The following is a 15,612-nucleotide window of genomic DNA, read 5'->3' as shown; positions in this document are numbered from 1 at the left end:
CAAGACGTTCCTTTCATCGCGCATCCGCGATAATCACAGGCCATGTTCGCCATTCGCCCCGACGACCTGACCGACCCGCAAACCCGCGCGCTGCTGGCGCTCCACCTGGCCGGGATGCAGACCGACAGCCCGGCCGACGCGGTGTTCGCGCTCGACCTGTCCGGGCTACGATCGCCCGATATCAGCGTGTGGACCCTATGGGACGGCGCGGCCATCGCCGGAATCGGCGCGTTGCGGATGCTGGATGGCGAGCAGGGCGAGATCAAGTCGATGCGCACCCATCCCGATTATCTGCGGCGTGGGGTGGCCAAAGCGCTGCTGCGGCACATCATCGCGGCGGCGCGCGACCGTGACATGGCGCGACTGAGCCTGGAAACCGGCCGGGGCGCCGCGTTCGAACCGGCCCTGTGGCTCTACCGCGCCCATGGCTTCACTGATGGCGACGCGTTCGGCGATTATGAACCCAACGGCTTCAGCCAATATCTGCATCTGATGCTGTAGTCAGGCCGATGCCCTGAGCCAGTCGGCGACCTTGCGCGCGATGGCGTGGAAGGCGTCGGCATGGACGCCCTCGCCCGCCGCCGGCGGATCGCCCGCGTCGGAGCGGCGACGGATGTCGATCGCCAGGGGCACGCGGCCGAGGAAGGGCATGGACAGGTCGCCAGCCGTGCTTTCCGCGCCGCCATGGCCGAAAGGATCGGAGACTTCGCCGCAATGGGGACAGGCATAGCCGGCCATATTTTCGACCAGGCCGATCATCGGCACCCCGGCCTGATGGAACAGGCTGACCGCGCGGGTGGCGTCGATCAGCGCCAGATCCTGCGGCGTGGACACGATCACCGCGCCGGCGGGCTTGTGCTTCTGCACCATGGTCAACTGGATATCGCCGGTGCCGGGCGGCATGTCGACCACCAGCAATTCGGCGTCGCCCCATTCGGCGTCGATCAACTGGCTGAGCGCATTGCCCACCATCGGCCCGCGCCAGGCCAGCGCCTTGCCCGGTTCCACCAGATGCGCCATCGACAGCATCGGGATGCCCAGCGTGCCGGTGACGGGAATCAGCTTCTTGTCGCGGGCCTGCGGCTTTTGATCCTCGCTCCCCATCAGCCGCGCCTGCGACGGGCCGTAGATATCGGCGTCGACCAGCCCGACCTTCAGCCCCAGCCGGTGCAGCGCGACGGCGAGATTGGCCGATAGCGTCGATTTGCCCACCCCGCCCTTGCCCGACGCAACGGCCAGGATGCGCAACGGCGCCTTGGGGGCCGGCGTTTCTCCGGGTTTCCGCTCCGCCGTCATGGCGATGCGGACGTCGGTGACGCCGGACACGGTCAGCGCGCCTTCGCGGATCGCCGCGGCCAGCCCTTCGCGCCGGTCGGGGTCCAGTCCGCCCACGTCGAGGGCGATCGTCATCACCCCGTCCTTGAGGCGCGGCGCGCTGGCGCGGCCATCGGTCAGGGCGGTCAGACGGGCGGAGAAATCGGCAAGATCGGTCATGGCCATGCCCTGTAGGAAATAATCGCGGCCATTTGCACTGTTTTTCGGAGAAGAGCCTTCCTATAGAAGATGCCATGAGAAGAATATTCGGGTGGATGCCCGCGATCGCAGCGATGGTCCAAGGCCCCTGGGGCGGCAAGAATGACGGACCCGACGGGGACGGGCAGAAGGGCGGCGGCGACGGCGGCCCGCGCAACCCATGGACCCAGCCGAGCAAGCCCACCGCCGGTCAGAAGGGACCGTCCGCGATCGACGAACTGCTGCGCCGCGGCCGCGAAAGCTTCGGCCAGGGCGGTGGTGGCGGCGGCTTTGGCGGCATCCCCCGCGCGGGGCCGGCAAGGCGCTGTGGCCCGCGGCGATCGGCATAGTGGTGATATTGTGGCTGGTCCTGACCAGTTTCCACCGGGTCGGGCCGCAGGAGCGCGGCGTCGTCACCCTGCTCGGCAAATATAGCCGCACCCTGACGCCGGGCATCAGCCTGACCCTGCCCGCTCCGTTCGAGGCGGTGACGACGGTCGATGTCGAGGAAATCCGCACCATCGATATCGGCTCCGCCAGCGCGGAGAGCGAAAATCTGGTGCTGACGGGCGACCAGAATATCATCGACCTCGCCTATTCGGTGCGCTGGAATATCCGCAATCCGGAACTCTATCTGTTCCAGCTGTCGGACCCGGACGCCAGCGTGCGCGAGGTTGCGGAAAGCGCGATGCGGTCCGTGCTCGCCAGCGTCAGCCTGGACGATGCGCTGGGCGCCGGGCGCACCGCGATCGAACAGCAGGTCGAATTGCGGATGCAGGAGATATTGGACGGCTACAAGTCGGGCATTCGCATCCAGGGCGTCGCGATCAAGCAGGCCGATCCGCCGACCGCCGTCAACGACGCGTTCAAGGCGGTGTCCGCCGCGCAGCAGACGGCGCAGACCTATCTCAACGAAGCGCGCGCCGCCGCCCAGCAGGTGACGGCCAAGGCGCAGGGCGAGGCCGCGGCTTTCGACAAGGTTTATGAACAATATAAATTGTCGCCCGACGTGACCCGCCGCCGGATGTATTATGAAACCATGGAGGGCGTGCTGTCGAACGTCGACAAGACCATCGTCGAAGGTAACAATGTGACGCCCTACCTGCCGCTACCCGAAATCAAGCGCCGTGCGCAGGCCGCCCCGGCGGACGCCACCAGAACGGGAGGCCAGTGATGCCCGGTATCTTGCGTCATCCGGTCGCCCTTGCCCTGGTTTTGCTGGGCCTGCTGATCCTGGTCGGCAGCACGATCGCCATCGTGCCCGAAACCAAGCAGGGCGTGGTCGTCCGTTTCGGCGACCCCAAGGAGATCATCAACCGCTACCGTCCCAATGAAAGCTTCGGCCAGACGGGCGCTGGCGTCATCTGGCGCTGGCCGTTCGTTGACCAGATCGTCTGGATCGACAAGCGCGTCCTCTCGGTCGAGATGGAGCGGCAGCAGGTGCTGTCGACCGACCAGTTGCGCCTGCAGGTCGACGCCTTCGCCCGCTATCGCATCGTCGATCCGCTGCGCATGTATATCGCGGCGGGCAATGAGGAGCGCGTGGGCGAGGCGCTGCGCCCGATCCTGGGGTCCGCGCTGCGCAACGAACTGGGCAAGCGGCCATTCGCCGCACTGCTCAGCCCCGAACGCGGCCAGGTGATGCAGAATATCGAGGCGGGGCTGGACCGGGTCGCGCGCCAATATGGCGCGGAGATCGTGGACGTGCGGATCAAGCGCGCCGACCTGCCCGACGGCACGCCGCTGGAAAGCGCCTTCACCCGGATGCGCACCGCGCGCGAGCAGGAAGCGCTCACCATTCGCGCCCAGGGCGCCAAGCAGGCGCAGATCATCCGCGCGGAAGCCGACGCCAACGCTGCGCGCATCTATGCCGAGAGCTTCGGAAAGGACCCGTCCTTCTACGATTTCTATCGCGGGATGCAGAGCTATCGCTACACCTTCGCGCCCGATCGGCCGGGCCAGACCAACATCATCCTGTCGCCGGACAATGAATTCCTGCGGCAATTTCAGGGACGACGTTAAACTTTCGTCATGATCCCCCGGAGATCATTACGGAACCAGCGTCATTCAATGAGGGTTAAGGCAAGGCGGAGCATCTGAGGGCTTCCTAAAAGTCCCGCCTTCCTTACCCCTGAAGCTTTGAAGAGGACCGTCACGAGTGCGTTACGCTTATGCCATCACCGGCGCCCTGCTCCTCGGCGGCACTGCCATTGCCGTCACCACCAGTTCCAATGTCGGGGCGCAGACCGCGCAGAATGAAGGCCTGACGGCAGCAGCGCCCGCGGGCGCGCCAGCCAGCCTCGCCGACATGGTCGAGAAGCTGCAACCCGCCGTGGTCAATATCTCCACCAAGCAGCGGGTGAAGGTGCAGAACCCCTTCGCCGGTACGCCGTTCGGCGATCTGTTCGGCCAGGGCCAGCAGGGCGGACAGCCGCAGACCCGCCAGGCCCAGTCGCTGGGATCGGGCTTCCTGATCTCCGCCGACGGCTATATCGTCACCAACAACCATGTGGTGTCGGCCGGGGCCGAGGGCGCGAGCGTCGATTCGATCACGGTCACGATGACCGACAAGCAGGAATTTCCCGCCAAGCTGATCGGCCGCGACGCCGCGACCGACCTGGCGGTGCTGAAGATCGAATCGCCAAAGCCCCTGCCCTTCGTCAAGTTCGGCGACAGCACCAAGTCGCGCGTGGGCGACTGGGTGGTCGCGATCGGCAACCCCTTCGCCCTGTCGGGCACGGTGACGGCAGGCATCATCTCCGCCCTGCATCGCGGCACCGGCGGCAGCTACGACAAGTTCATCCAGACCGATGCGTCGATCAACCAGGGCAATAGCGGCGGCCCGATGTTCGACATGCGCGGCAATGTGATCGGCATCAACAGCCAGATCCTCTCGCCATCGGGCGGCAATGTCGGCATCGGCTTCGCCATCCCCTCGGAACAGGCTGCGCCGATCGTCGATACGTTGCGCAAGGGTCAGGCGATCAAGCGCGGCTATCTGGGCGTGCAGATCAGCCCGCTGGGCGAAGACCTAGCCGACTCGCTGGGCCTGGCCAAGAATCGCGGCGAATTCGTCCAGGGCGTGGAACCGGGCAAGGGCGCGGAGAAGGCCGGGATCAAGGCGGGCGACGTGATCGTCAGCGTCGCCGGCCAGGAAGTGACCGCGGACCAGAATCTGTCGTCAATCGTGGCCAACCAGAATATCGGCGCGCGCGTGCCGATCGTCCTGATCCGCAACGGCCAGCGCCAGACCGTCACGGCAATCGTCGGCGAACGGCCTTCCGAAGACGAGCTGAACAATTTCGCCCAGCCGCAGGGGGACGAAGATTTCAGCCAGCAGGACCAGAATCCGGGCCAGGCGACGCAGCAGGCGCTGGGCATTTCGGCGATCCCGCTGACGCCCGGCATCATCCGCCAGCTCGGCGTTGCGGCTGACACGAAAGGCGTTGTCATCACCGCCGTCGACGGATCGACCGATGCGGGCGCCAAGGGCCTGCGTCGCGGTGACGTCATCATCAGCGCGAACAACCGCCCGGTCGCGACCCAAGCCGAGTTGGACGCGCAGGCGAAGGCCGTGGCGGCGCAGGGCCGCAACGCCATCCTGCTGCAGGTGTTGCGCCGCGGCCAGCCGGCCATCTTCCTGCCGATCCGCCTGCGCGACAAATAAGCGGCACTTGCCGATGGTGTCTGGCTCGCTAGAGTTGGGATAGCCAATCAGACCCGTTCGGGCCGGGCCTGTCGACATCGCGCGACAGGCCCGGGGCGAGCGGGTCTTCTTTTTTCGGGGATTTCAGATGAGCGACGGTATCTTCATCGGGCTTGGCGCACCGGACAAGGACGGGGGCGTCCCGCAGACATTGAACCTGCGCCGCGCCAATCGCCATGGGCTGATCGCCGGGGCGACCGGCACCGGCAAGACCGTCACGTTGCAGGGCATCGCCGAGAGTTTTTCCGCGCTGGGCGTGCCGGTGTTCCTGGCCGATGTGAAGGGCGACCTGGCCGGCATATCCATGGCCGGATCGCCCACCGCCAAAAATGCCGACAAGCTGGTGGCGCGCGCGGCGGAAGTCGGCATTGCCGATTATGCCTATGCCGACAATCCGGCGATCTTCTGGGATCTATATGGCGAGCAAGGCCATCCGATCCGCACCACCGTCAGCGAGATGGGGCCGCTGCTGCTCGCGCGGCTGATGGGCCTCAACGAGACGCAGGAAGGCGTGCTGTCCATCGCCTTCAAATATGCCGATGAGGAAGGGCTGCTGCTGCTCGATCTGGGCGATTTGCAGGCGATGCTGGCCTATTGCGCGGAGAATGCCGATACGCTGTCGGCCCGCTACGGCAATGTTACCAAGGCCAGCGTCGGGGCGATCCAGCGGCAATTGCTGCAACTGGAAAGCCAGGGCGGCGACCATTTCTTCGGTGAACCCGCGCTCGATATCCATGACATGCTGCAAGTGGACGAGAAAGGCCGCGGCTATGTGAACGTGCTGGCGGCCGACAAGCTGATGCAGAGTCCCAAGCTCTACGCGACCTTCCTGCTGTGGCTGCTGTCCGAACTGTTCGAGACGCTGCCCGAAGTGGGCGACCCGGACAAACCCAAGCTGGTCTTCTTCTTCGACGAGGCGCATCTGCTGTTCGACGACGCGCCCAAGGCGCTTACCGACAAGATCGAACAGGTCGTGCGGCTGATCCGGTCCAAGGGGGTGGGCGTCTATTTCGTCACGCAGAACCCGATCGACATTCTAGAAGATGTGGCCGGGCAACTGGGCAACCGGGTGCAGCACGCGCTGCGGGCCTTCACGCCCCGCGACCAGCGCGCGATCAAGGCGGCGGCGGAGACCTTCCGCATCAATCCCGACCTGAATGTCGAGACGGCGATCACCGAATTGAAAGTGGGCGAGGCGCTGGTGTCGCTGCTGCAGGAGGATGGATCGCCCGGCATCGTGCAGCGCACGCTGATAGCCCCGCCCCGATCGCGCCTCGGCCCGGTCGAACCGAAAGAGCGCGCGATCATCCAGTCGATATCGCCCTGCGCCGGCAAATATGATGACGCGGTGAACCGGGAATCGGCCGAGGAAATCCTTGCCGCCCGCGGGCAGGCGTCGGCTGCGGCCGCGCAGGCGTCCAAGGCGCAGGCGGAAGCCGACAAGGCCGCTGCGGCGCAGGCCAAGGTCGAAGCGAAGCAGCGCGAAGCGGAACTGAAGGAGCAAGCGCGACGCGACGCGGCCGAAGCGCGCGAGGCGGCCAAGCCCAGCGCCTTCGACAAGGCGATCCAGTCGGCCACGCGGGCGGCGGGATCGTCGGTCGGGCGGCAGGTCGCCAACGAACTGGGCCGCGCGGTGTTCGGGGGCACGAGCCGCAAGTCGTCGTCGGGCGGGATCGCCGGCAATCTGGTCCGCGGCATCTTGGGCAGCCTGTTCAAATAGGCTATGCCGGTCTACCGGCAGGGAGGCGGCGCGTCATGCAGAAGACAGCGATTTGGACAGTAATAGCGCTGGTCGCGGCCAGCCCGCTCCACGCCCAGACGATTGATCCCCATCATGTCATCGGCGCTGCGATCGCCAGCGACATCGCGCGTGACCGGCAGGCCGAGCGCGACGCCCGTCGCACGCCCTATGCCTCACCTGGCTATGGCCCGATCGCATCGGTCGCCGCCGCGCGCGACGCCTGCGCTGCCAAGGCGCTCTACCAGGCCGGCCCCAACGGCAAGCTGATCGGTCGACCCCGCGCCAGCACCATGGCGACCGGGTGGGAGGTGGAGGGCGAGATCGGCTTTGCCGATGGCGGGGCCGTGCCCTTCATGTGTTCCGTGCGCAACGGATCGGTCAGCAGCGTGCTGTTGCAACGCTGATCGGCTATGTGGGGCGGAGCGATGGATCGCCGCCCGCCCCGCTCATAGGTCGCAAAGCAAATCTTGTTGCATGGTGGGCCGCACCCCTGTTGCTTCGGCAATATAAGCGCCGCTAAAGCCGTGGCCATGACGGCTGCCCCCTCCCCCCGCCACCCCCTGCATTTCGGCAATTTCCGGGCCTATCTCGCGGGACGGCTTTGCGCCGTGCTGGCGCAATACAGCATGATGATCGTGCTGGCGTGGCAGGCCTATAATATCGCGCGCGAAACAATGACGACGGCAGGCGCCTCCGCACAGCTTGGCCTGATCGGGCTGGCGCAGTTCCTGCCGCTTTTCTTCCTGACACCCGTCACCGGATGGGTCGCCGACCATTATGACAGGCGGATCATCACCCGGCTGACGCTCACCTTGCTGACGATCGCGGCCGGGCTGCTTGCCTTCGCCACCTATGAAGGCTGGGTCAACCTGCCGCTGATCTTCGGGATCGCCGTGATCGTGGGCATCGCCCGCGCCTTCAACGGCCCGGCCTATGGCGCGCTGGCGCCCAATCTGGTGCCACCAGCCGTGCTGCCCACCGCTATCGCCATTTCCAGCGTCTCGTGGCAGGCCGGGATGATCGCGGGACCGGCGGTAGGCGGCTATGCCTATGCCGCCACCCCTTGGGGCGCCTATGCGCTGGCGGCCATCCTCTATGGCGTAGCGCTGGGCGCGATGCTGCTGATCGGCCCGGTGCCGCAACCGCCGCGCGACACGACGCGCCACCCCGTGCGCCAAATGATCGACGGCTTCACTTATGTGAAGGGCAACCGGCTGGTGCTGGCGACGATCACGCTGGACCTGTTCGCGGTGCTGCTGGCGGGCGCGACCGCGCTGCTGCCGGTCTATGCCCGCGACATATTGCATGTGGGGTCGGCCGGGCTGGGCCATCTGGCGGCCGCGCCCGGCATCGGCGCGGCGGTCACCGCGCTCTGGTTCTCCTTCCGCCCGATGAAGACCGAAGTGGGCATGAAGATGCTGGGATCGGTCATCCTGTTCGGCCTGGCCACCATCGCCTTCGGCTGCACCGCCTTCTTGCCGCGCAGCATCGCGATCGAGGCGGGCATCGCGTCGCTGGTCGTGCTGGGCGGCGCGGACATGGTGTCGGTATTCGTGCGCCAGTCGCTGGTCCAGCTGCACACGCCCGATGCAATGCGCGGGCGGGTGTCCAGCCTGTCGCAGCTTACCATCTCTGCCTCCAACGAACTGGGCGAGGCGGAGTCCGGCTTCCTCGCCGCGCTGGTCGGCCCGGTCGCGGCGGTGATCGGCGGCGGCGTCGGTGCTATCATCATCACCCTATTCTGGGCGCGACTCTTTCCCGAATTGCGCCTTGCACGAAGCTTCGATCCACCCGACATCGGGCGAGAAGAGAACAGCCAGGAGAAAAACCCATGAAAGCTGCCACGATTCTCGAAACCATCGGCAATACGCCACATGTCCGCATCAACCGGCTGTTCGGCGATGCGCCCGCCGGCACCGAAGTGTGGATCAAGTCGGAACGGTCCAATCCCGGCGGGTCGATCAAGGACCGTATCGCGCTGGCGATGATCGAAGCGGCCGAGGCCAGCGGCGAATTGCAGCCGGGCGGCACCATCATCGAGCCGACATCGGGCAATACCGGCGTGGGCCTGGCCATGGTCGCGGCGGTCAAGGGTTACAAGCTGGTGCTGGTCATGCCCGAAAGCATGTCGATCGAGCGCCGCCGGCTGATGCTGGCCTATGGCGCCAGCTTCGACCTGACGCCGCGCGAAAAGGGCATGAAGGGCGCGATCGAACGCGCGCTGGAACTGGTGTCGCAGACGCCGGGTAGCTGGATGCCGCAGCAGTTCGAAAATCCCGCCAATATCGACGTGCATGTCCGCACCACGGCGCAGGAGATACTGGCCGATTTCGCCGACGCGCCGATCGACGCGCTGATTACCGGCGTGGGCACAGGCGGCCACATCACCGGCGTGGCCGAAGTGCTGAAAAAGGCGTGGCCGGCGATCAAGATCTTCGCGGTCGAACCGACCCTGTCCCCGGTCATCAGCGGCGGCCAGCCCGGCCCGCACCCGATCCAGGGCATTGGCGCAGGCTTCATCCCGGCCAACCTGCACACCCAGTTGCTGGACGGCGTGATCCAGGTCGATCCGGCCGACGCCAAGGACTATGCCCGCCGCGCCGCGACGCAGGAAGGCCTGCTGGTCGGCATCTCGTCGGGCGGCACGCTGGCGGCGATCGCGCAGAAGCTGAAGGAACTGCCCGCGGGCAGCCGGGTTCTGGGCTTCAACTATGATACCGGCGAACGCTATCTGTCGGTGCCCGACTTCCTGCCCGAATAGGCTATTGGCGGCAAGCGAGGCATGACCGACCTACCTCCCCCGGCCCGGCCGCATCCTTTCCTGTGGCTGGTCTGGGCACTCCTGTTCGTCGGCCTGCCCGCACTGGTCGCCGCCTGGGACACGCGGGCGCGGCCGGACGCGGGCGCGCGCCGGATGGCCGTGGTCGAAGCCGGGCGGATGAAACGCCCCACCACGCCGCCGCCACCAGTGGAGCCGGTCGAGGTCTTCGCGCTAGAGCGGGACCAGGCGGTGGCGTTCAACGCGACCATCCCCTTTTCGCGAGATCCCAACCCGGCCGCCCGGCCCTTCCGCTTTTCGGGCTCCGAAACCGATCTGGCGCGTGCGACCGATTGCCTGGCGGCGGCGGAAATCTTCGAGGCGGGCGACGACGCCGTGGGCGAACAGGCGGTGGCGCAGGTGGTGCTGAACCGCGTGCGCCACCCCGCCTTCCCCAAGACGGTCTGCGGCGTCGTGTTTCAGGGACAGGAACGGCGCACCGGATGCCAGTTCACCTTCAGTTGCGACGGGGCGCTGACCCGCACGCCGGGCGAGGCCGCTTGGGGCCGCGCGCGCGAGATCGCCCGCGCCGCGCTGGCGGGCAAGGTCTACAAGCCGGTCGGCCACGCCACCCATTATCATACCGACTGGGTCGTGCCATACTGGAGCGGCAGCCTGGACAAGATCGCGGCGGTGGGCACGCACCTCTTCTTTCGCTGGCGCGGCTGGTGGGGGACGCCCCCCGCCTTCCGCCAGAGCGAGGACAAGGGCGAGCCGCTGATCGGCCGGATCGCGCGCTTCTCGCCTGCGCACCAGGGTGGGACGGATACCCCCTTGATGCCGCCGCCGACCGTGGCGGCGGCGGAGGCTGCCGCAGCGCTCGCCGCCCGGCCGCAACAGACGATCGGCGCGGATTCGCTGGGGCGCACGGTGGCGGGAGTTCGGCTGATCGCGATCGCGCCGGGGGCGAAGAGCTTCCTGGTCGAACTGCCCGCCGGCAGCGGCGGCGCGGATGGCTGGCCGGCGATGGCGCAGACCTTCTGCGCGGGGCGCGCCGAATGCCGGATCATGGCCTGGCGACAGGGCGCTGCACCGGCGGGCCTGCCTCTCAGCGACGCGCAGATGGCGACGATGAGCTTCGCCTATATCCATAACGCCGGCAGCGGCTTGCAGCGGGCGCTGTGGAATTGCGCGCAGACGCCGCGGACGGCGAAGGGGGAATGTATGCGCCAGCGCCTGCCGACCATTGTCCCCACCCTGCCCACCGAAGCGCTGGCCGGTGTCCGGCGCAAGGGGCGGTTCGAAACGGTGAAGATCGCGCCGATCACGCCCGCCGGTGAGACAAGAACAGCGACACCTTGAACGCTTGGCGTTTTGGCGGCTTGCCTGCCCCCTTCACAAACCGGGCGCCAGCGCCTATATCGGCGGCAATCCGGTCGTCCTCTGCGCTGTGCGTAACGGGATAGGCCGTCCCCCGGATCGCTCGGGGTCTGGCTTCGAATTGCGCGCGAAGCTGGCGGAATTGGGCGAATTTTGGCGGGTCACAAAGTGCTGATAGTGCGGATCGGACAGTCCCGGCCCGCACTTTTTTGCGTGGATTGGCGGGTGCGAATCACCCCCTATTCCATCGCGCTTGGACTGAGTTTTCGCTGGGATGCGGAAAAACGCGACGAATGAAGGCAAGGACAACGCATGGCGACCAGAGCTCTCCCCCCGATCAGCAACACCGGCGCGAAGAAGCGCATCAGAAAGGTGTTCGGCGACATCCACGAAGTGGTGCAGATGCCCAACCTGATCGAGGTCCAGAGGGAGAGCTATGAACAGTTCCTCCGGTCCGACCCGTCGATCGGCTATGTGTCGGGCCTGGAAAAGACGCTGCGCAGCGTCTTCCCGATCCGCGATTTCGCCGGCACCGCCGAAATGGACTTCGTCCATTATGAGCTGGAAGACCCCAAGTACGACGTCGAGGAATGCCGTCAGCGCGGCATCACCTATGCGGCGCCGATGCGCGTTACCCTGCGCCTGATCGTATTCGAAGTCGATCAGGACACCGAAACCCGTTCGGTCCTGGATATCAAGGAGCAGGACGTCTACATGGGCGACATGCCCCTGATGACGGGCAACGGCACCTTCATCGTCAACGGCACAGAGCGCGTCATCGTGTCGCAGATGCACCGTTCGCCGGGCGTCCTGTTCGACCATGACCGTGGCAAGACCCACTCGTCGGGCAAATATCTGTTCGCCGCGCGTGTCATCCCCTATCGCGGTTCGTGGCTCGACTTCGAATTCGACGCCAAGGACATCGTCAACGTCCGTATCGACCGCAAGCGCAAGCTGCCGGTCACGGCGCTGCTGTTCGCGTTGGGCCTGACGCCGGAAGATATCCTGGGCGAATTCTACAACAAGGTGACCTATGTCCGCGGCGAAGGCGGTTGGGTGATCCCCTATCTCGCCGAAGCCTGGCGCGGCCTGAAGCCCGCCTTCGACATCGTCGATGCGAAGACCGGTGAAGCGATCTTCCCCGCCGGCACCAAGATTTCGCCGCGCGCCGCCAACAAGGCGGAAAAGGACGGCCTGGAAACGCTGCTGATCCCGACCGAGGAAGTCTATGGCCGCTACAGCGCCTATGACCTCATCAACGAGAGCACCGGCGAAATCTATATCGAGGCCGGCGACGAAGTGTCGCCTGAAAATCTCGAAAAGCTGGACAAGGCGGGCATCGACCGCCTGGAACTGCTGGACATCGACCATGTCGGCACCGGTCCCTGGATCCGCAACACGCTCAAGGCCGACAAGGCCGAGGATCGCGATCAGGCGCTGAGCGACATTTATCGCGTCATGCGTCCTGGCGAACCGCCGACGAAGGAAACCGCCGAAGCGCTGTTCGCCGGTCTGTTCTTCGATCCGGAGCGCTACGACCTGTCGGCCGTGGGCCGCGTGAAGCTCAACATGCGCCTCGACCTCGATGCCGAGGACACGGTCACCACCCTGCGCGTCGAGGACATCCTCGCCGTGGTCAAGGAACTGGTGAACCTGAAGGACGGCAAGGGCGAAATCGACGATATCGATAACCTCGGCAACCGTCGCGTCCGTTCCGTCGGCGAACTGCTGGAAAACCAGTATCGCGTCGGCCTGCTGCGCATGGAACGCGCTGTCAAGGAACGCATGTCGTCCGTCGACGTGTCGACCGTGATGCCCAACGACCTGATCAACGCGAAGCCCGCCGTGGCCGCGGTGCGTGAATTCTTCGGCTCGTCGCAGCTGTCGCAGTTCATGGATCAGACCAACCCGCTGTCGGAAGTCACCCACAAGCGCCGCGTGTCGGCGCTTGGGCCGGGCGGTCTGACGCGCGAGCGCGCAGGCTTCGAAGTCCGCGACGTTCACCCGACGCACTATGGCCGCATCTGCCCGATCGAAACGCCTGAAGGCCCGAACATCGGCCTGATCAACAGCCTCGCGACGTTCAGCCGCGTCAACAAGTACGGCTTCATCGAAACCCCGTACCGCAAGGTCGTGGACAACAAGGTCACCGATGACGTCGTCTATCTGTCGGCGATGGAAGAGGCCAAGCACACGATCGCGCAGGCCAACGCCGAAGTGAATGCCGACGGTCATTTCGTCGAGGATCTGATCTCCTCGCGCGAAGCCGGCGAATTCCTGATGGCGCCCCGCGATCACATCACCCTGATGGACGTCAGCCCCAAGCAGCTGGTGTCGGTCGCCGCATCGCTCATTCCGTTCCTGGAAAATGATGACGCGAACCGCGCCCTCATGGGTTCGAACATGCAGCGTCAGGCCGTGCCTCTGGTACGGGCCGAAGCGCCGTTCGTCGGCACCGGCATGGAAGGCACGGTCGCCCGTGACTCCGGCGCGGCCGTCGCGTCCAAGCGGGCGGGCATCGTCGATCAGGTCGACGCGACCCGTATCGTCATCCGCGCGACCGGCGACATCGAAGCCGGTCAGTCGGGCGTCGACATCTACACGCTCCAGAAGTTCCAGCGTTCCAACCAGGACACGTGCATCAACCAGCGTCCGCTGGTGAAGGTGGGCGACCTGATCGAAGCCGGCGACGTCATCGCCGATGGCCCGTCGACCGAGTTCGGCGAGCTGGCGCTGGGCCGGAACACGCTCGTCGCGTTCATGCCCTGGAACGGCTATAACTACGAAGACTCCATCCTGATCTCCGAACGGATCGTGAAGGACGACGTCTTCACCTCGATCCATATCGAGGAGTTCGAGGTCATGGCCCGCGACACCAAGCTGGGGCCGGAGGACATCACCCGCGACATTCCCAATGTCGGTGAAGAAGCGCTGCGCAACCTCGACGAGGCGGGCATCGTTTACATCGGCGCCGAAGTGGAGCCGGGCGACATATTGGTCGGCAAGATCACCCCCAAGGGTGAATCGCCGATGACCCCGGAAGAGAAGCTGCTGCGTGCGATCTTCGGCGAAAAGGCGTCCGACGTGCGCGACACGTCGCTGCGCCTGCCGCCGGGCGTTGCCGGGACCGTCGTGGAAGTCCGCGTCTTCAACCGTCATGGCATCGACAAGGACGAGCGCGCCATGGCGATCGAGCGGGAGGAAATCGACCGCCTCGCCAAGGATCGCGAGGACGAACGCGCCATCCTCAACCGCGCCACCTTCAACCGGCTGCACGAAATGCTGCTGACGCAGATCGCGTCTGCGGCTCCCAAGGGGGTCAAGAAGGGTGTCGTGATCGACGAGGCCCTGCTGGCCGAAGTCGAGCGTCACGAGTGGTGGAAATTCGCGGTCGAGGACGACAGCCGCCAGGCCCAGATCGAGGCGATCAAGGGTCAGTATGACGAAGCGGTGAAGTCGATCGTCGACAAGTTCGAGGATCGCGTCGACAAGCTCCAGCGTGGTGACGAACTGCCGCCGGGCGTGCTGAAGATGGTCAAGGTGTTCGTCGCGGTGAAGCGCAAGCTGCAGCCGGGCGACAAGATGGCCGGCCGTCACGGCAACAAGGGCGTCATCTCGCGCATCCTGCCGGTCGAGGACATGCCGTTCCTGGAAGACGGCACCCATGTCGACATCGTGCTGAACCCGCTGGGCGTGCCGTCACGCATGAACGTCGGGCAGATCTTCGAAACGCATCTGGGCTGGGCTGCCCGCGGCCTTGGCCAGCAGCTCAAGCACGCGCTGGAAGACTGGCGCGAGGCCAATCCGAACCCGTCGGCGGGCGACATGCCCGACGCGGTCAAGGAACGGCTGCTGACCTCTTATGGTCCGCGCTATGCCGAGCAGATCGAAGCACGCTCGCCCGAGCAGATCATCGATCTGGCCGAGCATCTCCAGCGGGGCATCCCGATGGCGACGCCGGTGTTCGACGGCGCCCGCGAAGCGGACGTGTCTGCGATGCTGTCGCTGGCCGGCCTGCACACTTCGGGCCAGTCGGACCTGTATGACGGCCGCACCGGCGATCGGTTCGACCGCAAGGTGACCGTGGGCATCATCTACATGCTGAAGCTGCATCACCTGGTCGATGACAAGATCCATGCCCGTTCGATCGGCCCCTACTCGCTTGTCACGCAGCAGCCGCTGGGTGGTAAGGCGCAGTTCGGTGGCCAGCGCTTCGGTGAAATGGAGGTCTGGGCGCTCCAGGCCTATGGCGCGGCCTATACGTTGCAGGAAATGCTGACGGTGAAGTCGGACGACGTGGTCGGCCGCACCAAGGTCTATGAGGCGATCGTCAAGGGTGACGACACGTTCGAGGCCGGTATTCCCGAAAGCTTCAACGTGCTGGTCAAGGAAATGCGCTCGCTGGGCCTCAACGTCGAACTCGCCACGATGGACGAGGTGCCCGACGACGACGGCTTCGCGCAGGCGGCAGAATAAGGGACTCTATGGGCGCTGTCTCCCGAAGACAGTGCCCGC

10 protein-coding genes and 1 pseudogene are annotated in these 15,612 nt (G+C 65.8%); 10 read left to right on the top strand and 1 reads right to left on the bottom strand.

From position 1 onward, the window contains the following. Positions 1-42: 42 nt before the first annotated feature. Complete coding sequence (locus tag SBA_RS07035) at positions 43-501, top strand: GNAT family N-acetyltransferase (protein WP_261936345.1); 459 nt, start codon at positions 43-45, stop codon at positions 499-501. Here SBA_RS07035 and SBA_RS07030 read toward each other — a convergent pair whose 3' ends face one another. Further along, on the bottom strand, positions 502-1,494 hold the full coding sequence (locus SBA_RS07030) for an Mrp/NBP35 family ATP-binding protein (RefSeq protein WP_315975800.1): 993 nt from the start codon (positions 1,492-1,494) through the stop codon (positions 502-504). 74 nt (positions 1,495-1,568) lie between these two features. Here SBA_RS07030 and hflK point away from each other — a divergent pair. The 9 genes and pseudogenes from hflK (at position 1,569) to rpoB (ending at position 15,573) form a co-directional block, all read left to right on the top strand. Beyond that, positions 1,569-2,686 (top strand): annotated as a pseudogene (hflK, locus tag SBA_RS07025) (FtsH protease activity modulator HflK). Further along, positions 2,686-3,534, top strand: coding sequence for a protease modulator HflC (gene hflC / locus SBA_RS07020; protein WP_224547364.1), 849 nt, complete (start codon positions 2,686-2,688; stop codon positions 3,532-3,534). The pseudogene hflK and the gene hflC overlap by 1 nt, the downstream one beginning before the upstream one ends. A 136-nt stretch (positions 3,535-3,670) precedes the next feature. Then, positions 3,671-5,179 (top strand): Do family serine endopeptidase, encoded by a 1,509-nt coding sequence (locus SBA_RS07015; protein WP_224547365.1) that lies wholly within the window; start codon positions 3,671-3,673, stop codon positions 5,177-5,179. 127 nt (positions 5,180-5,306) lie between these two features. Beyond that, complete coding sequence (locus tag SBA_RS07010) at positions 5,307-6,938, top strand: DUF853 domain-containing protein (protein ID WP_261936344.1); 1,632 nt, start codon at positions 5,307-5,309, stop codon at positions 6,936-6,938. A gap of 35 nt (positions 6,939-6,973) precedes the next feature. After that, complete coding sequence (locus SBA_RS07005) at positions 6,974-7,363, top strand: hypothetical protein (RefSeq protein ID WP_261936343.1); 390 nt, start codon at positions 6,974-6,976, stop codon at positions 7,361-7,363. 126 nt (positions 7,364-7,489) lie between these two features. After that, positions 7,490-8,794: an MFS transporter gene (locus SBA_RS07000; RefSeq protein WP_261936342.1), complete on the top strand. Its 1,305-nt coding sequence runs from the start codon at positions 7,490-7,492 to the stop codon at positions 8,792-8,794. Next, positions 8,791-9,720, top strand: coding sequence for a cysteine synthase A (gene cysK / locus SBA_RS06995; protein ID WP_224547369.1), 930 nt, complete (start codon positions 8,791-8,793; stop codon positions 9,718-9,720). The genes SBA_RS07000 and cysK overlap by 4 nt, the downstream gene beginning before the upstream one ends. Before the next feature lie 21 nt (positions 9,721-9,741). Continuing rightward, positions 9,742-11,079: a cell wall hydrolase gene (locus SBA_RS06990; RefSeq protein WP_261936341.1), complete on the top strand. Its 1,338-nt coding sequence runs from the start codon at positions 9,742-9,744 to the stop codon at positions 11,077-11,079. Positions 11,080-11,409: 330 nt separating this feature from the next. Then, the gene (gene rpoB, locus SBA_RS06985; protein ID WP_224547374.1) at positions 11,410-15,573 is read left to right on the top strand and encodes a DNA-directed RNA polymerase subunit beta; all 4,164 of its coding nucleotides are present in this window, start codon (positions 11,410-11,412) and stop codon (positions 15,571-15,573) included. Positions 15,574-15,612 lie beyond the last annotated feature (39 nt).

The sequence above is a fragment of the Sphingomonas bisphenolicum genome (assembly GCF_024349785.1).
GTDB classification, from domain to species: domain Bacteria; phylum Pseudomonadota; class Alphaproteobacteria; order Sphingomonadales; family Sphingomonadaceae; genus Sphingobium; species Sphingobium bisphenolicum.
This window is presented reverse-complemented; position numbering and strand designations above follow the sequence as displayed.

Excerpts from the sequence above, each read along its gene's own strand:
- SBA_RS07005 (WP_261936343.1), top strand. The coding sequence starts at position 6,974 with ATGCAGAAGACAGCGATTTGGACAGTAATAGCGCTGGTCGCGGCCAGC.
- SBA_RS07035 (WP_261936345.1), top strand. The coding sequence starts at position 43 with ATGTTCGCCATTCGCCCCGACGACCTGACCGACCCGCAAACCCGCGCG.
- SBA_RS07000 (WP_261936342.1), top strand. The coding sequence starts at position 7,490 with ATGACGGCTGCCCCCTCCCCCCGCCACCCCCTGCATTTCGGCAATTTC.
- cysK (WP_224547369.1), top strand. The coding sequence starts at position 8,791 with ATGAAAGCTGCCACGATTCTCGAAACCATCGGCAATACGCCACATGTC.
- SBA_RS07030 (WP_315975800.1), bottom strand. The coding sequence starts at position 1,494 with ATGACCGATCTTGCCGATTTCTCCGCCCGTCTGACCGCCCTGACCGAT.
- SBA_RS07010 (WP_261936344.1), top strand. The coding sequence starts at position 5,307 with ATGAGCGACGGTATCTTCATCGGGCTTGGCGCACCGGACAAGGACGGG.
- hflC (WP_224547364.1), top strand. The coding sequence starts at position 2,686 with ATGCCCGGTATCTTGCGTCATCCGGTCGCCCTTGCCCTGGTTTTGCTG.
- rpoB (WP_224547374.1), top strand. The coding sequence starts at position 11,410 with ATGGCGACCAGAGCTCTCCCCCCGATCAGCAACACCGGCGCGAAGAAG.
- SBA_RS06990 (WP_261936341.1), top strand. The coding sequence starts at position 9,742 with ATGACCGACCTACCTCCCCCGGCCCGGCCGCATCCTTTCCTGTGGCTG.